Origin of the sequence: Actinoplanes lobatus (assembly GCF_014205215.1) — a bacterium.
In the GTDB taxonomy this organism is placed as follows: domain Bacteria; phylum Actinomycetota; class Actinomycetes; order Mycobacteriales; family Micromonosporaceae; genus Actinoplanes; species Actinoplanes lobatus.
In genome coordinates this window covers 10311920-10335755 of record NZ_JACHNC010000001.1, presented here as the reverse complement: position 1 = coordinate 10335755, position 23836 = coordinate 10311920, and the positions used below count along the sequence as shown (strand labels likewise).

Genomic DNA, 23836 nt, shown 5'->3' with positions numbered 1-23836 from the left:
CGCTGCTCGCTAATCTGGCCCCATGTACATCAAGGAGATCGAGCTTGCGGATATCCGGGGCTTCCATGGCTCCCGAAGTTTCCGGCTGGATCTCACTCGCCCGGATGGATCGTTAGCCGGATGGACGGTCATCGCCGGCCGTAACGGTTCCGGCAAGACCTCGCTTCTTCGAGCGGTGGCACTCGCCGCCGCCGGGCCGGACGTCGCCCGCAATCTGGTGGCCGACTTCGGATCCTGGATATCGATCGGTGTCGACAATGCGATGGTGACCGTGCGGCTCGAGTTCGACCCGGCCGTCGATCGTTTCGCCAACAGCCACCGTCCACCTGACGAATCCTTCCGTGCCGGACTGGCCTGGTCGAATATCCCTTTCATGATGGCCGGCCACCCGGAGAACCAGCCGGCACTGATGCCGGTGCGGTTCCTGACCGGGCCCGATGCGGATCCCGATGAGCCGGACATCCACGGGGATGCTTCTCGGCGTGGACCCTGGAGGCAGAACCCGCTGGGGTGGCTGTGCGTGGGGTACGGGCCGTTCCGGCGGCTTGCCGGTGGTTCGGGCGATGCGCAGCGGCTCAAGTCGAGTCGTGTTCCCGCGGCCCGGATGGCCAGCCTCTTCTACGAGGACGCCTCGCTGGCGGACGGCGTGACCTGGTTGATCGAGCAACATCTCCGAGCTCTGGAGCAGCGACCCGGCGCGGAGGAACTCAAGGATGCCGCGCTTGCGGTCCTCGGAGATGGACTGCTGCCCGACCGTTATCAGGTTTGTGATGTCGACTCGGAAGGACTCTGGGTCGAGCGGGACGGGAACAGGTTCGCGCTCCGCGAGATGAGTGACGGGTACCGGACCGTGGCCGCCCTCGTCGTCGATCTCCTCAAGCAGATTCATGATGCCCACGGCCGGCTGCCGGTCGACGAGCGCGACGGGTCGATCGTCATCACCGCACCGGGGGTGGTCCTGATCGACGAGGTGGACGCGCACCTGCACGTGTCCTGGCAGCAGCGGATCGGTGGCTGGCTCAAGACGCACTTCCCGCGGATCCAGTTCATAGTGACCACGCACAGTCCGTACATCTGCCAGGCCGCGGACGAGAACGGCCTGATCCGTCTGCCGGGGCCGGAGGAGGAGCAGCCACCGCGCATCGTAGGGCGGGACATGTACGAGCGGATCGTCTACGGCAGCGGCGACGACGCGGTCATGTCCGAGTTGTTCGGCCTCGACACGCCGTACTCGGACGTGGCCCTGCGCTTGCGACGCGAACTGGTCGACCTGGAGACGGACGTCCTCCTCGGCCGGGCCGGCGCGGACGCCGTCCGCCGGTATGAACAGTTGCGGGACAAGCTCACCAGTTCACCGGTTGCCAGAGTCGAGGAACTCGCGGCCCGGATCGTCGCCGACCGGGACCGTCCCGAGCGGTGATCCCGATCATCCGGGCCGACCTGCCGACTGACGTCGGCAACCGCATGGCGGTCCTGACAGGCGAGATCCGCGCGGTGGAACCCTCCGGCCGGGCCGCGACGGCACGGGAGACATGGCGGCGTAGCAGCACGAGGACCGACGTCACCACACCGGTCCGGGCACTGCTCGCACGGATGGCGCCCGGAGCCGAACGCTGCATGTACTGCGGTGACAACCAGGGCACCGACATCGACCATCACGAGCCGCTGGCCTGCAACCCGCTGCGCACCTTCGACTGGCTGAACCACCTGCTCGCCTGTTCGCACTGCAACAGCCACCACAAGCGTGACCGGTACCCGGTGGACGATGACGGGCGTCCGCTGCTGATCGATCCGAGCGCCGAGGACCCCTTCGAGCACCTGCTGCTGTCGTTGTCGGTCGGCGAATACCGGCCGCTCACAGAGAAGGGCACCCGCAGCATCGAGGTCTTCGGCCTGAACCGCCCGATTCTGGCGCGCGGTCGGCTTCAGGCGTTCGCCGTGGTGGTGATGTGCCTGCGGCAGTGGCGCGAGGCCGAGCGAGGCTCGGGCCTCTACGAGCCGGACGCCCTGTCGCACATCATCAGGGAGCAGCCCTGCGCGGATGTCTGCCAGGCCATGTTGCGCCAGGTCGAGTCGCCGGGCGCGGCGGTCGTCTTCCGGAAGGTGCCGGAGATCGTGCGGGTCCTGCGCGACCCGGTGGTGCGCCGCGCATTGCTGAGGTGAGGCGCTCCGGCGTGCCCCCTCGCACGCCGGAGCGCCGGGTCGGTCAGGCCGGGGTGAGGGCCGTGCCGCGGAGGGTGGCGTCGGCGGATTCGTCGTCGGGCTGGGACTGGGCGGCCAGTTCGGCGATCACGTGGGATTCGTAGGTGGCGGCCTCGCGGTCCGTCTCCTCCTGCGACCAGCCCAGGACCGGCGCGATCAGGGCGGCGGCCGCGCGGGATGCGGCGACGCCCCGGTCGGGGGTTTCGAAAGCGATCCGGGTACGCCGTGCCAGTACGTCGTCGAGGTGGCGGGCGCCCTCGTGGCTGGCCGCGTAGACGATCTCGGCACGCAGGTGGCCGGGTGCGCCGTCCAGCGGGAGGCCGAGGGCCGGGTCGTCCTCGATGAGGGTGAGCACCTCGTCGATCAGGGTGCCGTAGCGGCGGAGCAGGTTCTCCACCCGGGTGACGTGCAGGCCGTGGGCGCGGGCCAGGGCGGCGCGCCGGTTCCAGGCGGCGCGGTAGCCGTCGGCGCCGAGCAGCGGCACCTGGTCGGTGCAGGACGCCGGCACGCGGGTGGCGAGGTCGCGGGCGGCGGCGTCGACCGCGTCCTTGGCCATCACCCGGTACGTCGTGTACTTGCCGCCGGCGACCACGATCAGCCCGGGGACCGGGTTGCCGACCGCGTGCTCGCGGGACAGTTTGGCGGTGCTGGCCGCCTCGGCCGACAGCAGTGGGCGCAGGCCGGCGTAGACACCCTGCACATCGTCCCTGGTCAGTGGCGTGGCGAGGGCCTTGTTGACCTCGTCGAGCAGGTAGTCGACGTCCTGGCCGGACGCCGCCGGGTCGGACTTGTCGAGGTTCCACTTGGTGTCGGTGGTGCCGATGATCCAGTGCCGGTCCCACGGGATCACGAACAGCACGCTCGTCGCCGTACGCAGAATCATGCCGGTGCGGCCGGCGATCCGGTCGCGCGGCACCACCAGGTGGATGCCCTTGCTCGCGGTGATCTTGAATTCGCCGCGTTCACCGGTGAGCAGGGCCTGGCTGTCGCCGGTCCACACACCGGTCGCGTTGATCACCGTGCGGGCGCGGATCTCGAACTCGGCGCCGGTCTCCAGGTCGCGGGCCCGGACGCCGACGACCCGGCGGCCCTCCCGCAGGAAGCCGACCACCTCGGTACGCGACGCCACGTGCGCCCCGTGCGCGGCCGCCGTGCGGACCAGGAACATGGTGTGCCGGGCGTCGTCGACCTGCGCGTCGTAGTAGCGGATCGCGCCGACCAGCGTCTCCGGGCGCAGCGACGGGAACGCCTTGAGCGCCTCGACCCGGCTCAGGTGCCGGTGCACGGGCACGCCCGCGCCGCCGCCGGAGAGGGCCAGGATGTCGTAGAGGGCGACGCCGGCGCCGACGTAGAGGCGCTCCCACGCCCGGCGTTGCAGCGGGTAGAGGAACGGCACCGGGCGGACCAGGTGCGGGGCGAGTTTCTGGATCAGCAGGCCGCGTTCCCGCAGTGCCTCCCGGACCAGGCTGAAGTCGAGCATCTCCAGGTAGCGCAGGCCGCCGTGGATGAGCTTGCTGGACCGGCTGGAGGTGCCGCTGGCGAAGTCGCGGGCTTCCAGGAGGCCGACGGACAGGCCACGGGTGGCGGCGTCCAGGGCCGAGCCGGCCCCGACCACTCCGGCGCCGACGACCAGCACGTCCAGTTCGTCGCCGGACGACATGACTTCAAGGGCCTTGGCACGGGCCTGGGGCGAGATCACTCCGGTTTTCATTCTGTTCCTTCCGGAAATTTGGTCAGCCGACGCTGACCCAGTCGAGGGTGCGGTCGATGGCCGCTCGCCAGCGGGTGATGCCTTCGGTGCGCCGGGCCGCGGACCAGGACGGCTGCCAGCGCCGGTCCTCGTGGCGGTTGGCGCGCAGCTCGTCGAGGGAGGTCCAGAAGCCGACCGCGAGCCCGGCCGCGTAGGCGGCGCCGAGGGCGGTGGTCTCGGCGACCACCGGGCGGCTGACCGGTACGCCGAGGATGTCGGCCTGCAACTGCATGCAGAGCGCGTTGGCGGTGACGCCGCCGTCGACCTGGAGGCAGTCGAGGACGGTGCCGGAGTCCTGGGCCATCGCCTCGACCACGTCGCGGGTCTGGTAGCAGACGGCCTCCAGCGCGGCCCGGGTGATGTGGGCGGCGGTGTGGAAGCGGGACAGCCCGACGATGGCGGCCCGCGCGTCCGGCCGCCAGTAGGGCGCGAACAGGCCGGAGAACGCCGGGACGAAGCAGACGCCGGCGCTGTCGTCGACCTGTTGGGCGAGGGTTTCGCTGTCGGCGGCGCTGTCCAGGACGCCGAGCTGGTCGCGCAGCCACTGGATGGCGGATCCGCACGCCGCGATCGAGCCTTCCAGTGCGAAGACCGGCTTCTCGGCGCCGAAGCGGTAGCCGACCGTGGTGATCAGGCCGTGGCTGGACCGGACCGGTGTGGTGCCGGTGTTCATGAGCAGGAATCCGCCGGTGCCGTAGGTGCACTTGGCCTCGCCCGGTTCGAAACAGGCCTGCCCGAACAGTGCGGCCTGCTGGTCGCCGATGGCGGCGGCGATCGGCACTCCGGGCAGGACGGCTTCGGCGGTGCCGTAGACCTCGGCCGATGATCGGATCTCGGGGAGCATCGCCCGTGGGATCCGGAACAGCCGGAGCAGTTCGTCGTCCCAATCGAGATCGTTCAAATTCATCAGCATGGTACGGCTGGCGTTGGTCACGTCGGTGAGGTGCCGTCCGCCGGTCAGGTTCCAGATCAGCCACGAGTCGACGGTCCCGAACAGCACCTCACCGCGTTCGGCGCGCTCCCGCAGGCCGGGGGTGTGCTCCAGCAGCCACTGGATCTTCGTGGCCGAGAAGTAGGTGGCCGGCGGTAACCCGGTGCGCTCCCGGATCAGGTCAGGATCGAGAGCGGAGACCAGATAATCGGTACGGGTGTCCTGCCACACGATCGCGGGAGCCACCGCCGTGCCGGTCGCCCGGTCCCACAGCACCGCGGTCTCCCGCTGGTTGGTGATCCCGATGGCGGCCAGGTCGGCCGGGGTCAGCCCGGCGCCGGCGAGCGCCCCCTCGATGCACTTGAGGGTGTTCTCCCAGATCTCCGCCGGATCGTGTTCGACCCAGCCGGAGCGTGGCTGGATCTGCCGGTGTTCCAGCTGGTGGCGGCCGATCTCACGACCGGCCCGGTCGAAGATCATGAACCGCGTGCTGGTGGTGCCCTGATCGAGCGCGCCGATGTAGTGCGCCACAAGTGCCTCCCGTCCTCGACGACGCGGACGTTAGGGAGCACAGCGGGGCGGGGCAACGGCCCTCGTGCGACAATGTCGCACGTGCCCGGCATGATCCAGTCCATCGAGCGGTCCTCGGCCGTGTTGCGCCTGCTCGCGGCGGGGGAGGACCGGCTGCGCGTCAAGGAGATCGCGGACGCGCTCGGCCTGCCGAAATCCACGGCACACAGCATCCTGCGGACCCTGGAGCACGTCGGGTTCGTCGAGCAGGACCCGCGGACCGCCCGGTACCGGCTCGGCCGCGGGCTGCTCGAACTGGGCTCCACCGGGATCGACGCCAACGAACTGCGCGGGCGCGCCCTCAACTGGGCGGACGCGCTGGCCGCCCGCAGCGGCGAGGAGGTTCGGCTCGGCGTGCTGCGCGACGGTGAGGTGGTCGTGGTGCACCACGTGTTCCGGCCCGACGACTCGGCCCAGTCACTCGACACCGGGGTGCGGCTGCCCGCCCATGCGACGGCGCTCGGTCAGGTGCTGCTCGCCCACGACGCGACGGCCACCGAGGCCGCCGTGGCGGGTGGGCTGGACGCGTACACCCGAAGGACGGTGACCGACCGGAAAGCCCTCGCCCGGGCACTCGCCGAGACCCGCGCCCGGGGCTGGGGCCTCTCGGTGGAGGAGTGGCGGCCGGGCCTGGCCGCGATCGCCGCGCCGGTGCGCACCTCGGGCGGGCTGGTCGTCGGCGCGGTCGGGATCGCCGGGCCGGTGGAGCGGCTCACCGACACGCGGCGGCAGGCCCGGCCCGGCCTGGTCGAGCACGTGGTGGCGGCCGCCCGGTCGATCTCGCGGGACGTGTCCGGGTCATGAGCGGGCGTGCGGGCGACCGGGAGGGGGCGGAGTCATGAGCTACGTGCTGGCGGTGGATCAGGGGACGACGTCGACGCGGTGCATCCTGTTCGACCGGCGGGCGACCGTCGTGTCGGTGGTGCGGGCCGAGCATTCGCAGTCGTATCCGCGGCCCGGCTGGGTGGAGCACGACGCGGCCCGGATCTGGCGGGACGTGCGGCGGCTGATCGAGCGGGCGTTGCGGGAGGCCGGCGTCGCTCCATCCGAGGTGGCGGCCATCGGGATCGCCAACCAGCGGGAGACGACGGTGCTGTGGGACCGGGCGACCGGGGTGCCGGTGGCGCCGGCGATCGTCTGGCAGGACACCCGCGCGGCCACCGGCGACATCGACGCGGATCTCGTGACGAGCCGGACCGGGTTGCCGCCGGCCACCTACTTCTCGGCCACGAAGATCCAGTGGCTGCTGGAGCACACCCCCGGGCTGCGGGAGCGCGCCGAACGCGGTGAGGTGCTGTTCGGGACCGTCGACTCGTGGCTGATCTGGAACCTGACCGGCGGACGGCACCTCACCGACGTGACCAACGCCAGCCGTACCATGCTGATGAATTTGAACGATCTCGATTGGGACGACGAACTGCTCCGGCTGTTCCGGATCCCGCGGGCGATGCTTCCCGAGATCCGATCATCGGCCGAGGTCTACGGCACCGCCGAAGCCGTCCTGCCCGGAGTGCCGATCGCCGCCGCCATCGGCGACCAGCAGGCCGCACTGTTCGGGCAGACGTGTTTCGAGCCGGGCGAGGCCAAGTGCACCTACGGCACCGGCGGATTCCTGCTGATGAACACCGGTACGAAACAGGTCCGGTCGAGTCATGGGCTGATCACCACGGTCGGCTACCGGATCGGCGCCGAGAAGCCGGTCTTCGCGCTGGAGGGATCGATCGCGATCGCCGGGTCGCTGGTCCAGTGGGTCCGTGACAACCTGGGCCTGATCGGCACCGCCTCGGAGATCGAGACCCTGGCCGGGACGGTCCGTGACAACGGCGGCTGCTACATCGTGCCGGCGTTCTCCGGCCTGTTCGCGCCCTACTGGCAGAGCGAGGCGCGGGGCGTCATCGTGGGGCTGACCTCGTACATCACGAAGGCGCACCTGGCCCGTGCGGTGCTGGAGGCGACCGGCTGGCAGACCCGCGACGTGGTCGACGCCATGAACGCCGACTCCGGCCTGGCGCTGACCGCGCTCAACGTGGACGGTGGCATGACCGCGGACAACCTGCTCATGCAGATCGTCGCCGACTTCCTGGAGGTCCCGGTGCTGCGGCCGATGGTCGCCGAGACGGTGTCGCTGGGCGCCGCCTATGCGGCCGGGCTGGCCGTCGGCTACTGGTCGGATCTGCGGGACCTGCACGCCAACCGGCACATGGCCGGCCGGTGGCGGCCCCGGATGGACGCGGCCCGGCGTGCCGGCGAATACGCGAACTGGCGGCGTGCCGTGGAGTGCTCGATCCTGTTCAGCCGGCCCGAACCGTCGTAGCCGTTTCATCGTCCGAGCTGGACAGTGGTCAGCGGATCGTGAAGGCGTCGAAGCCCTCGGCCGGCTCCTCGTGAACCTCCAGGTTGTCCACGCGGGCGCCGGTCGGGCCGGTCCGCGCCCAGCTGACCAGCTGCGCGACGCCCTCCGGATCGCCCTCGAAGACCGCCTCGACCCGGCCGTCCGGCAGGTTGCGCACCCAGCCGCGGACCGCGTGCCGGCAGGCGACGCGGCGGCACGAATCGCGGAAGAAGACGCCCTGCACCAGGCCTTCGGCGAGGACGTGTTTGCGGATCACCGGCCCACCCTACGTCGGGATGTGTCACGGGGAGTCGATTTTGGTCCGGCGTCCGGCGGGCTTTCCGGTTAGCCGGATGGTGAACATTTCACTTCCATCACACCAACCACAGATATCCCAAGATCCACTACAGTCGCGTGCACACGCGCGCCGGCCGGGTCGCGTGAAGCAGTCATGCGAAAGGAGGCCGACGTGGGTAAGACCAAAGAGAAGGCCAAGAAGGCGGTAGTGGTCGAGGCCGCGCCGGTTGTCGAGGCGCCGGTCGTCGAGGCCAAGGTCAAGAAGGCCAAGAAGGAGAAGGCGGCCGTCGTCGAGGCCGCCCCCGTCGAGGAGGCTCCCGTGGAGGCCGCTCCCGTCGAGGAGGCTCCCGTGGAGGCCGCTCCCGCCAAGGCCGAGAAGAAGTCCAAGAAGGACAAGAAGTCCAAGAAGAAGTGATTCGCCGGACCGCCGCGCAATCACGCGGCGGTCCGTTTCACGATGCGTTCGTGAACAGTTCGCAAGTCCTGTTGTAGTACCGGTCCGTCTGCCCCAGGTGGCGCATTCCGAGCCGTTGGCAGACCGCCTGCGACGCGGTGTTCTCCGGCCAGGTGACGGCCAGCACGGGCGAGACGCCGGACCGGGCCGCGTACGCCATCACGGCGTTGGCCGCCTCGGTGGCGTACCCCTTGCCCCACGCGTCCGGATGCAGGTGCCAGCCGATCTCGGTCTCGCCGGTGGGGGCCAGCTTCTCGCCGGAGCCGAGCAGCGGGACCAGCAGCGCGGTGCCGAGCAGGTGACCGGTCGCCCGGTCCTGGATCGCCCAGATCGTGTGCACGTCGTCCTGCCGGGCCCGCCACCGGGTCAACGTGGCGACGGCGTCGTCGTGGCCGGTGAGGGCGCGTGGCGCCGAGCCGAGATAGCGGGCCACCTCCCAGCGCGAGTACATGTCGAGGAGGAAGTCGATGTCCTTCTCCTCCCACTCACGCAGAAGCAGCCGTGGCGAGATCAGTGACCGCATCGCCGCAGCGTAACGGGGATTGTGAAGGAATGTAACCGGCCGGTAACCCGGCAACGTCTGTGACGTTGGAAAGGAGTGCGCTCGGAGGAACTCGGCATAGGCATGGTCTACGGTCGGCACGTGCTTGAAGAGGAGACGGAGCCCACTGGTGGCTTCACGGTCCGGTTGGAGAATTTCACCGGGCCGTTCGATCTGCTTCTGCAGCTGATCGGCAAGCACAAGCTGGATGTCACCGAGGTGGCGCTGCATCAGGTCACCGACGACTTCATCGCCTACATCCGGGCCATGGGCGACGACTGGGACCTCGACGAGGCCAGCGAGTTCCTGCTGGTCGCGGCGACCCTGCTGGACCTCAAGGCGGCCCGGCTGCTGCCCGCCGCCGAGGTCGAGGACGAGGAGGACCTGGCCCTGCTGGAGGCCCGCGACCTGCTGTTCGCCCGGCTCCTGCAGTACAAGGCCTTCAAAGAGGCGGCCGCGCACATCGCGGAGCTCGAGGCCACCGGGGCGCGTCGCTGGCCGCGGCTGGTCACCCTGGAGCAGCGGTACGCGGACGCGCTCCCCGAGTTGGTCCTCGGAGTCGGCCCGCAACGGCTGCTGAAACTGGCGCTGAAGAGCTTCCTGCCCAAGCCCGGCCCGCCGCAGGTGTCGATCGCTCACATCCACCAGGTGCGGGTGAGCGTCAAGGAACACGCCACGCTGCTGCGCGACCGGTTGCGCCGGGCCGGCACCGCCACGTTCAGCCTGCTGGTCGCCGACTGTGACAACACCCTCGAGGTGGTGGCCCGGTTCCTGGCCCTGCTGGAGCTGTACCGGGAAGGGCTGATCGAGTTCGAGCAGCCGGTGTCGCTGGACGAGCTGACCGTCCGATGGATCGGCGGTGACTCGGACGTCGAGCTCGACATCGACGACTACGAGGGCAGCAAACCGGAGGCCGAAAGTGCCGAATCGGGCGAAACACCGGCGGAACGGCTTGACGATCCCGGCTCTGATGGCGATCTTGGCACGGGTGATGAGGCCCCGGTGGCTGTGGAGGAGAGTTCGTGAGCAGCGAGGAGCGTCCCGAGTCGCTGGCGGCGCAGGCGGCCGCGTGGGTGCCGCCGTGGGAGCGGCGCCGGGAGCCGGACCGGGAGTACCAGGACGCGGCCGAGTCCGAGCTTGCGCCTTCGCCTTCGGCGGAGCCCGAGCTTCCCGCTGAGGCGGAGGCCGAGCTTTCGGCTGAGGCGGAGGCCGAGCTTCCCGCTGAGGCGGAGGCCGAGCTTTCGGCTGAGGCGGAGGCCGAGCTTTCGGCTGAGGCGGAGCCCGAGTTTTCCGCCGAGGCGGAGGCCGAGCTTTCCACCGAGACGGAGCCCGAGCCTTTGGCTGAGCCGGAGCTTCCGCAGCCCGAGGCGGAGCTCTCGGAATCCGAGCCCGAGTCTTCGGAACCCGAGCTTTCGGAATCCGGGCCTTCGGAACCCGAGCCCGAGGCGGCGCCTTCGCGGCCGGAACCCAGGGCCGCGGTTCCCGCCCAGGCGCGGCCACGGCGGGAGGAACCGCCCGCTCCGACCCGTACCCCCGCTGTTGTGATGGACGACGCAGAGCTGGCGGCGGCCCTCGAATCGATCATGCTGGTGGTCGACGAGCCGGTGGGCGAGTTGCAGTTGGCGCAGGTCCTGGAGCAGCCGGTGGAGCGGATCGCCCGCGTCCTGGAGGACGTCTCGGCGCGCTACACCGCGGCCGGGCACGGCATCGACCTGCGGCGGGCGGCCGGCGGGTGGCGTCTCTACACCCGCCCGGAGTACGCGCAGTACGTCGAACGGTTCGTCCTCGACGGCCAATCGGTCCGGCTCACCCAGGCCGCCCTGGAGACACTCGCCGTAGTCGCCTACAAACAGCCGGTGACCCGATCGCGCATCTCGGCCATCCGCGGTGTGAACTGTGACGGGGTGATGCGTACGCTGGTCACTCGCGGCCTGATCGAGGAGTGCGGCACCGAACCGGAAACCGGGGCATACCTGTACCGGACGACGTCGCTGTTCCTCGAGAAGCTCGGCCTCAACTCGGTCGACCAGCTGCCGCCGCTCGCCCCATTCCTGCCCGACGATGTGGAAGAAGTGCTCGATGCCTCAGGCTGACACCGCCGAACGCCTCCAGAAAGTCCTGGCTGCGGCCGGTGTTGGATCCCGGCGCGCCTGCGAAGACCTGATCTTCCGGCGGCGCGTGACCGTCAACGGCCGGGTCGCCAAGCTCGGCGACAAGGTCGACCCCGCCACGGCGGAGATCCACGTCGACGGGCAGCGGGTGATCACCAACACCAAGCTCGTCTACGTGGCGCTGAACAAGCCGCGCGGCGTCGTCTCCAGCCTCGACGACGAGAAGGGCCGCACCGAGCTGGCCGACTTCCTCGGCGCCAACTTCGAGCAGCGGCTGTTCCACGTGGGCCGGCTCGACGCCGAGTCCGAGGGGCTGCTGCTGTTCACCAACGACGGCGGGCTGGCGCACAAGCTGATGCACCCGTCGTACGAGATCAACAAGACGTACCTGGCCGAGGTGGTCGGGCCGCTGCCGCGCACCGTGGGCCGGGCCCTCCAGAAGGGCATCGAGCTGGAGGACGGCCCGGCGAAGGTGGACTCCTTCCGGCTGGTCGACGCGATCGGCAAGACCGCCCAGGTGGAGATCGTGCTGCACGAGGGCCGCAAGCACATCGTCCGCCGGATGATGGACGCCGTGGGGCACCCGGTCACCCGGCTCATCCGGACGGCGGTGGGCCCGATCCGCCTCGGCGACCTGCGGCCCGGCGGGTTCCGCCACCTGTCGCAGGCGGAGGTCGCCGCCCTGTTCAAGGCGGTCGGCGACTAGTAGGTGCGGTCGGGCAGCGCGTCGGCCGCACTGTCGGAGTCGAAGACGGCCTTCTCCGACTCCACGCGCTTCTGCACCTGGCCGCCGAAGAACAGGTCGACGACCACCGCCATCAGCTGCTCACCGATCTCCGGGCTGCACTCGACGACGTAGTTCAGCTTGCCCGCCGCCAGGGCCGTCAACCCGGCCCTGGTGGCGTCCACGGTGACGATGCGGACGTCGGTGCCGGGCTTCTTTCCGGCGGCCTGCAACGCCTTGATCGCGCCCAGGCCCATGTCGTCGTTCTGCGCGAAGACGGCGTCGATGGTCTTGACCCGGCGCAGCAGCTTCTTCATGGCCGCCTCACCGCCGGCCACGGTCCAGTTGCCGGTCTCGCTGTCCATCACCCGCAGCTTGCCGTGCCGGGAGGCGGTCTCCCGGAAGCCCTCGGTACGCAGTTTCGTCGGCGACGATCCGCGGGTGCCGAGCAGCTCCACGACGTTGACGTGGCCGCTCGTGCCCTCGTAGTCGTTCTCCAGGTAGAGCGCCGCCAGGTTGCCCTCGGACGCGAACTCGGCGCCGATCGAGCTGACGTACAGCGATTCGTCCAAGGTCTCGATGAGCCGGTCGGTGAGCACCACCGGGATTCCGGCGTCGCGGGCCTGGCGCAGTACGTCGTCCCAGCCGGTCTCCACCACCGGCGAGAAGGCGATCACGTTCACCTTCGCGGCGATGTACGACTGGATCGCCGCTATCTGCTTCTTCTGGTCGCCCTCGGCGTTGTCGAATTTCAGCGTGATCCGGTTGCGCTCGGCCGCTTTCTTGATCGACGCGGTGTTCGCCTCACGCCAGCCGCTCTCCGAGCCGACCTGGGAGAACCCCAGGACGATCGGGCCGCTGGGGACGTCCCGCAGGTTGAAGCCCTCTTGCTCGTCGGTCCCGCAGCCGGCCAGCACCGAGCACATGCCGGCGGCTCCGAGTGATATGAACAAACGTCTGCGCATCGGTGAATCCCCCGTCAACGGCGATCATCAATCCCGGAACGGGTGTTGACGATAACAACGCGTTGATCGGGGCTCTACCCCATGTGGCGCCAGCAGCGGAAACCACCGCCGGCGCCACAAATGATCACGCTCTCATGACCGTGGCGATGGGGATTCCGGCCGCCCGGATCGCCGGGACGAAGCCGCCGAGCACACCGGCGATCAGGCCGGCGATCACCCCGGCCACCCCGGCGTCCCAGGGGAAGACGACACCCTTCAGGAACGGCTCGGAGTTGCCGGCCAGCATGACCAAACCCTTGAGGGCCACGGCGCTCACCCCGATCGCCAGGGCCGCGGTGAGCAGGCCGGTGATCAGCGTCTCGGCCAGGACGATGCCGGCCAGCAGGGCGCGGGGTGTGCCGACCGCACGGCGCAGCGCGAACTCCTCGACCCGTTCGCCGACGGTGGCCAGACCGACGTTCAGGATGCCGGCCACACCGATCAGCAGGACCAGGCCGGCCATCGACAGGAAGATCAGCCGCATCAGGGCCAGTTCCTTCTCCTGGTCCTTGCGCGAGTTGATCAGATCGACGTACGGCTCCGCGTTGATCGCCTTGAGCTTGCTGGTGAGCACCTGCTCGACCGGCGTGTTCCCGGTCATCAGCACGTTCATCTCGCCCATCGACGGGTCGACGAGTTTCGTGGCCGGGATCCAGTTGGCCATCTCGTCCATCCGCACGTACGCCCGCGGCGAGTAGTCCCCGTCGTCGACCACACCGATGAGCTGCGGCGTCAGGTTCGCACTGGCACCCGGCACGCGCATCTCGGCCGGCACCCGGTAGCGCTCGAAGCCCTTGGCCGCCTCCTTGTTGAGGACCAGCCGCGGCGCCATCATCGGCATCGAATCGAAGTCGAGCCAGTGGCCGGACTCCGGGCGGAAGGGCTTGAACTGGCGGATGTCGCCGGTGAGCGCGGTCAGCCGTACCTCGATGGCCTGCCCTTCCGGACCGGCCTCCGCGGGGGTCTGCTCCCGGCAGTTGCCGGTCGCGTCGCACACCATCGGCATGCCGTAGAACCCGGTCTCGTCGAACGGCGAGGCGTTCGGGTTGACCGGCCGGACCCCGGGCTCACCGATGATCGCCGAGACGCCCACCATGGCCACCGCGTCGTCCCGGCCGGGAACGGTGTCCATGATGATCTCGCTGACCCGCGGCTGCGGGGCCATGCTCATGACCTTGGTGCCGTCGATGCCGCGCTGGAGCTCCATGTCGGCGAGCAGGGCCCGCTCGGCGATGCTGGCGCCGGCCTGCACCACCACGACGGCGAGCACACCGAGGAAGAGGCTGATCATGGACAGCAGGGTGCGGGTCTTGCGGGACCGGATGCCCTGCAACCCGATGATGAGAGCCGAGCGGAAGCGCCCCGACAGACGGATCATGCGGCGACCTGCTCGGCCAGGACACCCTCGTTGAGGTGCAGGATCCGGCCCATCCGGGCGGCGTGGTCCCGGTCGTGGGTGACCAGGATGAGCGCGCACCCGCGGGCGGTGACCCCCTGGAGGGCGTCGATCACCAGCGTGCCGGTCTCGGTGTCCAGGGCGCCGGTCGGCTCGTCGGCCAGCAGGATCCGCGGCTGCCGCACCAGCGCGCGGGCGATCGCCACCCGCTGCTGCTCGCCGCCGGACATCTTGGCCGGCCGGTTCTTGGCCAGATGCGCGATGCCGACCTCCTCCAGGGCGTCCATGACCTTGGCCCGGCGCTGCCGGCGGGGCAGCCAGCCCTGGCCGTTGACCAGCGCCATCGCCACGTTCTGCGCGGCGGTCAGATGCTTGAGAAGGAAGAACCGCTGGAACACGAAACCGAAGTGGGAACTGCGCAGCTTCGCGGCCCGGCGCTCCGGCAGCCGGCTGATCTCGGTGCCGTCCAGCAGGTAGCTGCCCTGGTCCGGGCGGTCGAACAGGCCCAGCACACTGAGCAGGGTGCTCTTGCCGGAACCGGACCGGCCGACGATGGCCAGGCTCTCCCCGGGGTGCACGCTCAGGCCGACGCCGTCGAGGATCGTCCGCGGCTTCTCCTGTCCCTTGAGGACCTTGGTGATGCCGTTCAGTTCGATGATGGCCGTCACCCGGTCACCTCGCCCGGCGGCGGGGTCGGCAGGTTCGGCCCGGGAACAGCGATGGTCTCGTTCCCCTGGAGGCCCTTCTTGATCTCGATGACCTTGCCGTCCGAGATGCCCAGCGTCACGTCGATCGTCTTGCGCCGCCGATCCTCGCCGATGACCAGGTCGACCTTGCCCTTACCCTGCGAACCGGCGACCGCCTCGACCGGCAGGACCAGCGCGTCCTCGGACCGGCCGGTGATCACGTCGAGGGTGACGTCCGAGCCGTTGATCAGCTTGATCTTGGCCGGGGCGACACAGACCACCTGAAGGCCGGTCGGGTCGGAACCGGTCGCGCCACCGGCGTCGGGCGCCGGCTCCTCCGGGGTCACCGGGGGCGCCGACGGGTTCGCGGTCGGCTGCGTGGTGGGATCCGGCTCGGGCTCCGGCAGTGTCCCGGCGGGCAGCGCCGCGATGGTGCCGATCGGCTCGCAGTTGAACGGCCCCGGACCGTTCTTGATCTGCGCCTTGATCGACTTCACGGAACCGGAGATCCGGTACGCCTGCGCGCTGTCGATGTCGGCCACGATGCCGTAGCCGACGTGCTTCGCCGAGATGATCGGCATGCCCTTCGACACCGGCGACTTGTCGGCCATCAGCCGCCCGGCCATGATCGAGCCCTCCGGGATGTACACCCGGCGCGGGGCACCACCGGCCCACACCGACGCCACCCACGTGTCCCGCACCACCGGCACGGTCGTCGGCTGCCGGTCGGTGAACCGCAGCTCGCCCTCGGCCGGGGCGACGATCCCGAACGTCGGGTTGATGGTCACCTTCCCGGCCAGGCTGATCTGGTTCACCAGATCCTGCCGTGTCGGCTGAACGGTGGTGAGCACGGTCCCGCGGGCCTCGAGCTCCGGGGTCTGCGCCTGTTCGCCCTCCGACGTACAGCCGCCCAGGAGCACCACGACAGCCGAGGCCATCACGCACACACGTCTCTTCACCCGGTTCCCCGTTCACCCCGATAGCGGACATACCGGTATCGACGGTGATGCCCACCCGACCCCGGCGCGACGGAACGGTACATGACCGTCGCAAGCCAGGGCGAGCCCAACGGGTCTCGGTATTCGAGACGGCACGATGAGTCATCAGCAGGTACGACATGCGTTGCTGTGTGGCAGCTGTGCGTGATCGGAGGGTCGTGGCCCGGGCTCAATCGGGGCGGTACCCGTGCGCGGCGAGAACCGTCAGCAGCCGCTCGTCGAACGCGGTCTCGTCCCCGTCGCGCCATCGGTGCCCGCCGGGGCACTCCCAGTTGGGTGGCCGCGGGGGCATGAGACAACCACCGAGTGCCAGCTCTCCGTTTTGCGCGGCCGCGAGCGCCTCCGGCACCGGAAGGCCGAAGATCAGTGGTACCCCGGCCACGCCGCATTCGGGACACAGACTCACACCCGCACCGTACCCGCGCCCTCGCCCGCCACGCCCGGGTCTTGGCCGGGGCTGTCGAAGGGGTGAGGTGGGGGCACACGATCTACGCCCGGCGTGGGCCTCGCGGGCGCGCGTGGCAATCAGGTCGCCGCCCGCACGAATGGGGGCGCGTAGCCGTACAAAAGCTGGAAAGAGGCGAAGCGGAGCGAGCCGTGTCAGGTCAGACGGGTGACCAGGATGCGGCCGCCCTCGAAGACGCCGCCGTCGACGGCGATGACGCGGCCGCCGTTGTAGCGGTGGGCCGAGACGGCCTGGGCCGGGGTGAGGCCGAAGTGGCTGAGCAGCGTGCTGTGGCCGTGCACGATGGTCGAACCGCCGTAGGCGGACAGCAGTTTGTCGACGGCGGCGGGGGAGCGGAGGTCGCCGCGGCCGCAGAAGCGGGACCACAGGTGCAGCCAGATGTACGGGTCGCTGCTGGCCAGTGCGCCGGCCACGTGATCGTTGACGGCGGTGAGGGAGGCGCCGAACTCCAGGTACGCGGTGCTGTCGCAGTGGGTCAGCAGGTGGTCGTCGGCGACGGTCAGCGCCGGGAGGGTGGCCAGCCACGCCAGGTGGTCGGGGGTGAGGCCGCGCAGGTCGTTCTCGCGGCCGCCGTAGAGGCGCCAGGCCCCGTAGTAGCCGCCCTCCGACGCCGGCCAGCCCGGCACCGGATCGGTGCCGAAGCGGTGTGCGGCCAGCAGGAACACCTCGTGGTTGCCGAGCAGCGCCCGGACGTTGCCGCCGGACTGGGCGTGCAGGCGGCGGATGTCGTCGACGATGCCGAGGCCGTCGGGGCCGCGGTCGAAGTAGTCGCCGAGCAGCCACAGCCGGGCGTCCGCGCCGCACCAGTCGCCGGCCGCGTCGATCAGGCCGGCTTCGTGCAGGGCGTCGCGGAACTCGGTTCGGTGTCCGTGCATGTCACTGGCGGCGAAGAGAGGCGGCACGGGCGAGGACTATAGCCCTGTCATATGTCAGCGGTGTTGAGACTCATGCGGTCAGCACCGGGGCGTTGAGCAGGGCATCGATGTCCGGGGCCGGGATCGGGCGGGAGAAGTGGAAGCCCTGGGCGTACCGGTAGCCGAGCGCGTGCAGCCGGTCCGCCTGGTCCTGGGTCTCCACACCCTCGGCCACGGCGCGCAGGCCGAGCGTCGCCGCGATGGTGCTCAGCGACGAGGCGATCGCCTCCTGCTCGGCGGTGCCGTTGAGGTCGTCGATGAACGACTTGTCCACCTTGAGAGTGGTGACCGGGCAGGTACGCAGCAGGGTGAGCGAGCTGTGCCCGGTGCCGAAGTCGTCCAGCGCCACGCCGACGCCGAGTTCGCGGAGCTCGCGGACGGTCTCCATGGCCGCGCCGCCGGCGAACACCGCGGTCTCGGTGATCTCGATGGTGATCCGGTCCGGGGTGAGCCCGTGCCGGGACAGCGCGTCGGCGACCATGCCGGGCAGGTCCGGGTCGAGCAGCTGCCGGGCCGAGACGTTGATGCTGACGAGTGGTCCGGCGGTGCCGTACCGCAGCTGCCAGGCGGCGGCGTCGGCGCAGGCGGTGTCGATGATCCAGGCGCCCAGGTCGATGATCAGGCCGCTGTGCTCGGCGACCGGGATGAACTCGGCCGGCGAGATCACCGGCTGGTCGTTCGGCTGCCAGCGGATCAGTGCCTCGACAGCGGCGACCGAGCCGCTGGGCAGTTCCACGATCGGCTGGTAGAGCAGCTTGAACTCGCCCCGTTCGAGACCGCGGCGCAGGCCGGCGGCCAGTTCGGCGTGGTGCTGGGCGGTGGCGTCGAGAGCGCTGGTGTGCTCGCGGGCCCGGTCCGCGCCGGTGTACTTCGCCGCCTGGAGGGCCAGCTCGGCGCGGCGCAGCAGGTCCGGCACCGCCTCCCCGGCGCCGGTCGCCACCCCGGACGTGACGGTCACCAGGAGAACCCGGTCGTCCACCCGCAACGGGGTGCGGAACGCGTCCACCAGGGTTTCGGCGAGGTCGGCGTCGATGCCGGGCATCAGGACGCCGAACTCGTCGCCGAGCAGCCGGGCCACCACCACGGCGCCGCCGGTGACCGCGGCGACCCGTTCGGCGGCGGCGCGCAGCAGGATGTCGCCGACGTCGTCGCCGAGCTGGTCGTTGAGCGCCGCGAACCCGTCCAGGTCGCAGACCGCGACCGTGGTCGGCGCGGTGCGTTCCGCCAGGGTGGTGGTGAACAGCCGCCGGTTCGGCAGGCCGGTCAGTTCGTCGTGCTGGGCCTGGTCCTCCATCCGGTCGAGCAGCACCGAGTTGTCGAGCAGCGCGGCGAGCTGCCGGATCATCACGAGGACGGTCAGCGCCACGGACCCGCCGGCCAGGCGGGGCGGCAGGAAGCCGGTGCGCAGGGTGACGGTGATCAGCAGGATGACGACCACCGCGACCGCGATGTACGGGACGAGGCTGATCCGGCGTGTGGCGGGGCGGGGCTCGGACGCCACGGTCCGGGTCTGGACCCAGGCGGCCAGAGTGAACAGGAGACCGGCGATCGGCAGCGCGATGACGGCGCCGCTCAGGTGCGGCCACGGGTCCAGGGCGGGCCGCAGCAGCCAGGCGACCGGGCCGAGCAGGCCGGTCGGGGCGAGCGCCCACAGGGCCGGAGCCAGGACCGGTGCGGCGCCGGTGACGCCCACCTTGAGCACCATGACGATCGTCGACGACGCGACCAGCACCACGGTGACCAGCAGCGCGGCGGTGATCGGGCTACCGGAGCCGTCAGGGGTGGTACGCACGAGGAAGTGGGTGAGGACGACCGCCGCGGCCACCCCGACGATCGCGACGTCCAGGAAGGTCGCGAGGGTGGTCCGCCAGCTGCCACGGGCCGTCGGCAGCCGGAAGACCGCCAGCATGGCGTAGCCGGCCGCGATGGCGAACAGGGCCGCCGTGATCGGGCTCATCGGCCTCAGGGCGGCACCGAGAACCGCCTGGCTGACGATCTGCACCCCGATGCCGGCGAGCAGCAGCGCGCAGGCGATCGAGAACCGCCGCCAGAGGAGACGGACCGGTCCCTTCCCGCCGGCCGCGGCGACCCGGCAGGCCGCGATCGCGGTGCCGACGCTGCCGACGGCGGCGGGCCAGAGCAGCCAGGACGGCACCGGTCGCAGCATGCCGACGACGGCGATGATGAAGGCGGCCAGCACCCAGGCCGCCGCGCACACGGCCAGCCCGGTGGCGGTGCGCAGGGATGGTTTCGTCACGGCGGCTCGATCGGCAACGGTGGGCCGCCGGTTGAGTCAATCCGAGGAGAGCAAACCTTTTTGCACCTTGCCCATGGCGTTGCGGGGCAGTTCTGCGACGTGGCGTACCCGGCGGGGCCGTTTGTGGGCGGCCAGGCGTTCGGCGACGAAGGCGATCAGTTCCTGCTCGGTGACCGGATCGCCGACCACGTACGCGGTGATCTGCTCCCCCAGGTCGGCGTGCGGGGTGCCGATCACCGCGGCCTCCCGTACCGCCGGGTGCAGCAGCAGGGCGTCCTCCACCTCGCCGGCGCCGACCCGGTAGCCGCCGGTCTTGATCAGGTCGGTGGAGGCGCGGCCGACGATGCGGTGCCAGCCGTCGGGGGCGATCGTCGCCACGTCGCCGGTCGGGTACCAGCCGTCGACCAGGTCGGGGGCCCGTACGCCGCCGTCGCGCAGATAGCCGTCGAGCAGGGTGGGCCCGGTCACCTGGAGGTGGCCGATGGTCTCGCCGTCGGCGGGCAGCGGTGCGCCGGACTCGTCGGCCAGCCGGGTCGCGATCCCGGGCAGGGGAGTGCCCACCTGGCCGGGGCGGCGTTCGCCGTCGGCGCGGGTGCTCACCGTGATCAGGGTTTCGGTCATGCCGTACCGCTCGACCGGGGACTGCCCGGTCAGCGTGGCGAGACCGTCGAAGACCGAGGGCGGGAGCGGGGCGCTGCCGGAGACCAGCAGGCGGGCGGGTTCCAGCGCCTTCGCGGCGGTGGGGTCGGCGGCGATCCGGGACCAGACGGTGGGTACGCCGAAGTACATGGTTCCGGCGGCGGCCGCGTAGTTGGCCGGGGTGGGGCGGCCGGTGTGGATCAGGCGGCATCCCAGGCGCAGGGGTCCCAGGATGCCCAGGACCAGTCCGTGGACGTGGTAGAGGGGCAGGCCGTGGACCAGGGTGTCGTCGGGGGTCCACTGCCAGGCGGCGGCCAGGGCGTCCAGGTCGGCGGCGATGGCCTCTTCGGAGATCACGACGCCCTTGGGGGCGCCGGTGGTGCCGCTGGTGTAGAGGACGAGCGCCGCGGAGACCTCCGACTTGCCCGGATTTAGAGGGATAAAATCGGGCAAAATGAGCGCTGCTCGCGAATCCTCCAGGATGTGCCGCCGCTCCAGAACACCCGCGTCCGGTGGGATCGGCACGATCGGCACCCCCGCCAGCAGCGCCCCGGTCACCGCCACGATCGTCGACAGGCTCGGCGTCGCATCCACCGCCACGATCGGCGCCCCGGCGATCTCGGCGGCCACCCGCCCGGCCCGGTCCAGCAACTCGTGACGGGACAGCGACCCGTCCGGCGCGGTCACCGCCGCTTCCAGGTCGGCGGCTTCGTGCAGTGCGGTGAGCAACGGCATGACCGGATCCTACGAAAGTGCGACGGCTCGCCCCTTGCCGCGCCTGGGATCCGGGCACCGGCGTTGTCGCTGTCCGAAACGTCTGCCTACGGTCTAAATCTACTGGTGTCCAAATCCCCTGGTGAGAGGGGCGGTGGGATGGCTGACCTGGCCCGGTGGCGGGACCTGCACCGGCTGGCCCGCGGCTATCGCGGGCGCATCCTGGGAGCGGCCGCACTCAGTCTCTTCGGAACCCTGCTGGCGCTCACCCAGCCGCTGCTGGCCCGGCTCGCGGTCGACGGCGCCGCGGCCGGCCGGCTGCCCTGGCCGGTGATCGGCGCACTGGCCGCCCTGTTCGCGGCGCAGGCCAGCGCCCTGGCCCTGGCCCGGTACGTCCAGGCGCACACCGGCGAGACGATGACCCGTGACCTGCGCCGGGACGTGACCGGCCACCTGCTGCGGGTGCGGCTGTCGGTGCTGGAGCGTGGACGTACCGGGGATCTGATCGCCCGCGCCTGCGGCGACACGGCCGCCGTGAAGACGCTGATCGCGCAGAGCCTCGGCACCGGCGTGGCCGGGCTGATCGGCCTGATCGCGGCGGTCGGCGTGCTCGCGTGGCTGGACCCGTGGCTGCTGGCCGCCGTCGTGGTGCTGTTCGGCGGCTCGTTCGGGGCGCTGCTGGCGGTGGTGCGCCGGGTGCGGATCGCGTCGCGTACCGCCCAGTCAGCGGAGGGGATGCTGCTGTCCGATCTGGAACGCGTCCTCGGCGGCATCCGGGTGGTGCGGGCCTGCCGGGCGGAACGGGCCGAAGCCGACCGCCTGGACTCGTCGGCGCGGCACGCCTACCTGGCGAATCTGCGGATGGCCGGCATGGTCGCCCTCAGCGGCCCGGCCAACGACCTGGCGGTCAGCGGCGCGTTCCTGGCGGTCCTGCTGGTCGGCGCGTCCCGGGTGTCGTCCGGCGCGATCACCCTGGGCGAACTGGTCGGCTTCACCCTGGCGATGACCTACCTGGCGGCCCCCATCTACGAGATCTTCCAGGCGGTGAGCGCCGTCCAGCAGGGCTCCGGCGCGCTGCACCGGATCAACGAGGTGCTGTCCCTGCCGGTCGAGGGCGACCGCCCGATCGCGGTGGCCCGGGTCCGCGGCGCCACCCGCCGTCCGTCGCCGGTCCTGGAGTTCCGCGACGTCTGGTTCGGCTACGAGCCCGGCCGCCCGGTGCTGCGCGGCATCGGCTTCACCGTCCCGTCCCGCGGCCAGACGGCCCTGGTCGGCCCGTCCGGCGCCGGCAAGTCGACGATCTTCGCCCTGGCCGAACGCTTCTACGACCCGGACCGCGGCACCGTCCTGCTGAACGGCCGCGACGCCCGCTGGACCCGCTACGCCCACCACCGCGCCACGGTGGGCCTGGTCGAACAGGACTGCCCCCTGCTGGCCGGAACCCTCCGCGAGAACCTCCTCTACGGCGCCACCCGGCCCGACGACCACGAACTGAGCCGCGTCCTGGCGATGACCGGCCTGCTCCCGGTCGTTTCCGCCCTCCCGCTGGGCCTGGACACCCCGGTAGGAGAACGGGGCCGCCGCCTCTCCGGAGGCCAGCGCCAGCGCGTCGCGATCGCCCGCTGCCTGCTGGCCCGCCCCGAGCTGATCCTGCTGGACGAGCCCACCGCCCACCTGGACCCCGACAGCGAACGGGCCTTGACGGCCACCCTCCGCGAGGTCTCCGCGGTCTGCTCACTCATGGTGATCGCCCACCGCTCCACCACCATCCGCTCCGCCGACCAGATCCTGGTCATCGACGCGGGCGTGGTGACAGCCACAGGCACACACAGCGAGTTGCAGCGCTCCGACCCTTACTACCGCTCCCTGGCAGATCAAACCCCATCGATCGTACGAGTGACGCCGTCCCCCTTCCTATGACCGCTCCGCCATCTCCCGCGACCCAGTCCCCACTCAAGCCCGTGCCGCCCCCGCCGGGCTGAGCTGCCCACTCACCCTCACCAACACCCACAACCCCTTCAGTCGTTCGCCGCACGCCGGGCCGGGCCCCAACTCACCCTCACCTACACCCACGACCCCCTCAGCCGCTCGTTGTGCTCCGAGCTGGGTTACCCGCCCACCCTCTTCCACACCCGGCCGCCGCTCAGGCGTTTGCCGCGCGCCGGGCCGGACTGCCGACCCGCGCTTCCCCGCCCGCGTGCCGGGCCGGACTGCCGACCCGTGCTTCCCCGCCCGCGTGCCGTTCGGGCGTTTGCCGCGTGCCGGGCTGGGTTGCCCACCCGCACTTCCCCGTCCGCGTGCCGCTCGGGCGTTTGCCGCGTGCCGGGCCGGACTGCCGACCCGCGCTTCCCCGTCCGCGTGCCGGGCCGGACTGTCCGCCTGCGCTTCCCCGTCCGCGTGCTGCCCGGGCGGTTGCCGCGTGCCGGGCCGGGTTGCCCACCCCGCGCTTCCCCGTCCGCGTGCCGCGCGCCGGGTTGGGTTGCCCGGTCAACTTCGTCCGCGCCCGGGTACTGCTTCGAGCGCCGTCTCGGCGCCGTTGAGATAGCAGCCAGGACCAGCCGGACAATCTCGGCCTCAGCGCACAGCCACCGGAAAACGGACACGCCCAAACCGTTCCCGCGCATTGCGTGTCGGATTCGAGCGCCCCGCTTCATGGTGCCGTCATTGAGGCGCGACGCCATTCCGGATGACCTGCCAGAAAAAGTGCGGCAGGCGAGGAATCAAGCGTGAAGCGGGATGCTCGGTTTCCGTCGCAAACCACGAGGCGAAAATTCCTGTGGGTGGTCGCGCCCACCGAAATGCAGGGCGGGCTTCCGGATAGATTCGATCTCCAGTCGTGTGAGTTTGTTT

The 23836-nt window shown here is 70.7% G+C and carries 21 protein-coding genes; 9 read left to right on the top strand and 12 right to left on the bottom strand.

Annotated features, from left to right (window positions below):
- The first annotated feature begins 22 nt into the window (after positions 1-22).
- Positions 23-1420, top strand: coding sequence for an AAA family ATPase (locus tag BJ964_RS46775; protein ID WP_188126678.1), 1398 nt, complete (start codon positions 23-25; stop codon positions 1418-1420).
- Positions 1417-2163 carry an HNH endonuclease family protein gene (locus BJ964_RS46770; protein ID WP_203832719.1) on the top strand — a complete coding sequence of 249 codons (747 nt, stop codon included), beginning with the start codon at positions 1417-1419 and terminating at the stop codon, positions 2161-2163. The genes BJ964_RS46775 and BJ964_RS46770 overlap by 4 nt, the downstream gene beginning before the upstream one ends.
- A 43-nt stretch (positions 2164-2206) precedes the next feature.
- Here the strand turns inward: BJ964_RS46770 and BJ964_RS46765 are convergent, their stop codons facing one another.
- Together BJ964_RS46765 and glpK (BJ964_RS46760) are read right to left on the bottom strand one after the other, a co-directional pair.
- A complete protein-coding gene (locus BJ964_RS46765; protein WP_188126677.1) occupies positions 2207-3913 on the bottom strand; it encodes a glycerol-3-phosphate dehydrogenase/oxidase in 1707 nt (568 codons plus the stop codon).
- A gap of 22 nt (positions 3914-3935) precedes the next feature.
- Positions 3936-5414 (bottom strand): glycerol kinase GlpK, encoded by a 1479-nt coding sequence (gene glpK / locus BJ964_RS46760; RefSeq protein ID WP_188126676.1) that lies wholly within the window; start codon positions 5412-5414, stop codon positions 3936-3938.
- An 81-nt stretch (positions 5415-5495) separates the two neighbouring features.
- Here glpK (BJ964_RS46760) and BJ964_RS46755 point away from each other — a divergent pair, with 81 nt between their 5' ends.
- Both BJ964_RS46755 and glpK (BJ964_RS46750) read left to right on the top strand, forming a co-directional pair.
- Entirely contained in the window at positions 5496-6257 is a 762-nt protein-coding gene (locus BJ964_RS46755; protein WP_188126675.1) for an IclR family transcriptional regulator, read from the top strand.
- A gap of 34 nt (positions 6258-6291) precedes the next feature.
- Positions 6292-7767 carry a glycerol kinase GlpK gene (gene glpK / locus BJ964_RS46750; protein WP_188126674.1) on the top strand — a complete coding sequence of 492 codons (1476 nt, stop codon included), beginning with the start codon at positions 6292-6294 and terminating at the stop codon, positions 7765-7767.
- Positions 7768-7795: 28 nt separating this feature from the next.
- Here glpK (BJ964_RS46750) and BJ964_RS46745 read toward each other — a convergent pair whose 3' ends face one another.
- Positions 7796-8062, bottom strand: a complete 267-nt coding sequence (locus BJ964_RS46745) for an acylphosphatase (RefSeq protein WP_188126673.1) — start codon at positions 8060-8062, stop codon at positions 7796-7798.
- Between the two features lie 192 nt (positions 8063-8254).
- Here BJ964_RS46745 and BJ964_RS46740 point away from each other — a divergent pair, with 192 nt between their 5' ends.
- Positions 8255-8497, top strand: a complete 243-nt coding sequence (locus BJ964_RS46740) for a hypothetical protein (protein WP_188126672.1) — start codon at positions 8255-8257, stop codon at positions 8495-8497.
- Positions 8498-8534: 37 nt separating this feature from the next.
- Here the strand turns inward: BJ964_RS46740 and BJ964_RS46735 are convergent, their stop codons facing one another.
- Positions 8535-9059, bottom strand: coding sequence for a GNAT family N-acetyltransferase (locus BJ964_RS46735; RefSeq protein WP_188126671.1), 525 nt, complete (start codon positions 9057-9059; stop codon positions 8535-8537).
- 102 nt (positions 9060-9161) lie between these two features.
- Here BJ964_RS46735 and BJ964_RS46730 point away from each other — a divergent pair, with 102 nt between their 5' ends.
- The 3 genes from BJ964_RS46730 to BJ964_RS46720 are packed head-to-tail and all read left to right on the top strand — an operon-like array spanning position 9162 to position 11894.
- Positions 9162-10103: a segregation and condensation protein A gene (locus BJ964_RS46730; protein ID WP_188127567.1), complete on the top strand. Its 942-nt coding sequence runs from the start codon at positions 9162-9164 to the stop codon at positions 10101-10103.
- Complete coding sequence (gene scpB, locus BJ964_RS46725) at positions 10100-11170, top strand: SMC-Scp complex subunit ScpB (protein WP_188126670.1); 1071 nt, start codon at positions 10100-10102, stop codon at positions 11168-11170. The genes BJ964_RS46730 and scpB overlap by 4 nt, the downstream gene beginning before the upstream one ends.
- Entirely contained in the window at positions 11139-11894 is a 756-nt protein-coding gene (locus BJ964_RS46720; protein WP_188126669.1) for a pseudouridine synthase, read from the top strand. The genes scpB and BJ964_RS46720 overlap by 32 nt, the downstream gene beginning before the upstream one ends.
- Here the strand turns inward: BJ964_RS46720 and BJ964_RS46715 are convergent.
- The 8 genes from BJ964_RS46715 to BJ964_RS46680 all read right to left on the bottom strand — a co-directional run bounded on the left by BJ964_RS46715 (position 11891) and on the right by BJ964_RS46680 (position 21007).
- On the bottom strand, positions 11891-12877 hold the full coding sequence (locus tag BJ964_RS46715) for an ABC transporter substrate-binding protein (RefSeq protein WP_188126668.1): 987 nt from the start codon (positions 12875-12877) through the stop codon (positions 11891-11893). The two genes, BJ964_RS46720 and BJ964_RS46715, sit on opposite strands and share 4 nt — an antisense overlap.
- Positions 12878-13001: 124 nt before the next feature.
- Positions 13002-14294: an ABC transporter permease gene (locus BJ964_RS46710; protein WP_188126667.1), complete on the bottom strand. Its 1293-nt coding sequence runs from the start codon at positions 14292-14294 to the stop codon at positions 13002-13004.
- Positions 14291-14980 carry an ABC transporter ATP-binding protein gene (locus tag BJ964_RS46705; protein ID WP_188126666.1) on the bottom strand — a complete coding sequence of 230 codons (690 nt, stop codon included), beginning with the start codon at positions 14978-14980 and terminating at the stop codon, positions 14291-14293. The genes BJ964_RS46710 and BJ964_RS46705 overlap by 4 nt, the downstream gene beginning before the upstream one ends.
- The gene (locus tag BJ964_RS46700; RefSeq protein WP_203832718.1) at positions 14977-15957 is read right to left on the bottom strand and encodes an efflux RND transporter periplasmic adaptor subunit; all 981 of its coding nucleotides are present in this window, start codon (positions 15955-15957) and stop codon (positions 14977-14979) included. Before BJ964_RS46700 ends, BJ964_RS46705 begins: the two co-directional genes overlap by 4 nt.
- A gap of 208 nt (positions 15958-16165) precedes the next feature.
- The gene (locus BJ964_RS46695) at positions 16166-16402 is read right to left on the bottom strand and encodes a hypothetical protein (protein ID WP_188126665.1); all 237 of its coding nucleotides are present in this window, start codon (positions 16400-16402) and stop codon (positions 16166-16168) included.
- Between the two features lie 194 nt (positions 16403-16596).
- Complete coding sequence (locus BJ964_RS46690) at positions 16597-17364, bottom strand: metallophosphoesterase (protein WP_203832717.1); 768 nt, start codon at positions 17362-17364, stop codon at positions 16597-16599.
- Positions 17365-17407: 43 nt separating this feature from the next.
- Positions 17408-19633, bottom strand: a complete 2226-nt coding sequence (locus BJ964_RS46685; RefSeq protein ID WP_229807282.1) for a putative bifunctional diguanylate cyclase/phosphodiesterase — start codon at positions 19631-19633, stop codon at positions 17408-17410.
- Positions 19634-19669: 36 nt separating this feature from the next.
- Positions 19670-21007 carry an acyl-CoA synthetase gene (locus BJ964_RS46680; protein ID WP_188126664.1) on the bottom strand — a complete coding sequence of 446 codons (1338 nt, stop codon included), beginning with the start codon at positions 21005-21007 and terminating at the stop codon, positions 19670-19672.
- Between the two features lie 138 nt (positions 21008-21145).
- Here BJ964_RS46680 and BJ964_RS46675 point away from each other — a divergent pair, with 138 nt between their 5' ends.
- The gene (locus BJ964_RS46675) at positions 21146-22906 is read left to right on the top strand and encodes an ABC transporter ATP-binding protein (RefSeq protein ID WP_188126663.1); all 1761 of its coding nucleotides are present in this window, start codon (positions 21146-21148) and stop codon (positions 22904-22906) included.
- Positions 22907-23836 lie beyond the last annotated feature (930 nt).

What these genes read in the sequence shown, in the direction of transcription:
- BJ964_RS46675 (WP_188126663.1), top strand. Translation starts at nt 21,146, where the DNA reads ATGGCTGACCTGGCCCGGTGGCGGGACCTGCACCGGCTGGCCCGCGGC.
- BJ964_RS46735 (WP_188126671.1), bottom strand. Translation starts at nt 9,059, where the DNA reads ATGCGGTCACTGATCTCGCCACGGCTGCTTCTGCGTGAGTGGGAGGAG.
- BJ964_RS46680 (WP_188126664.1), bottom strand. Translation starts at nt 21,007, where the DNA reads ATGCCGTTGCTCACCGCACTGCACGAAGCCGCCGACCTGGAAGCGGCG.
- BJ964_RS46715 (WP_188126668.1), bottom strand. Translation starts at nt 12,877, where the DNA reads ATGCGCAGACGTTTGTTCATATCACTCGGAGCCGCCGGCATGTGCTCG.
- glpK (WP_188126674.1), top strand. Translation starts at nt 6,292, where the DNA reads ATGAGCTACGTGCTGGCGGTGGATCAGGGGACGACGTCGACGCGGTGC.
- BJ964_RS46720 (WP_188126669.1), top strand. Translation starts at nt 11,139, where the DNA reads ATGTGGAAGAAGTGCTCGATGCCTCAGGCTGACACCGCCGAACGCCTC.
- BJ964_RS46710 (WP_188126667.1), bottom strand. Translation starts at nt 14,294, where the DNA reads ATGATCCGTCTGTCGGGGCGCTTCCGCTCGGCTCTCATCATCGGGTTG.
- BJ964_RS46775 (WP_188126678.1), top strand. Translation starts at nt 23, where the DNA reads ATGTACATCAAGGAGATCGAGCTTGCGGATATCCGGGGCTTCCATGGC.
- BJ964_RS46765 (WP_188126677.1), bottom strand. Translation starts at nt 3,913, where the DNA reads ATGAAAACCGGAGTGATCTCGCCCCAGGCCCGTGCCAAGGCCCTTGAA.
- BJ964_RS46730 (WP_188127567.1), top strand. Translation starts at nt 9,162, where the DNA reads ATGGTCTACGGTCGGCACGTGCTTGAAGAGGAGACGGAGCCCACTGGT.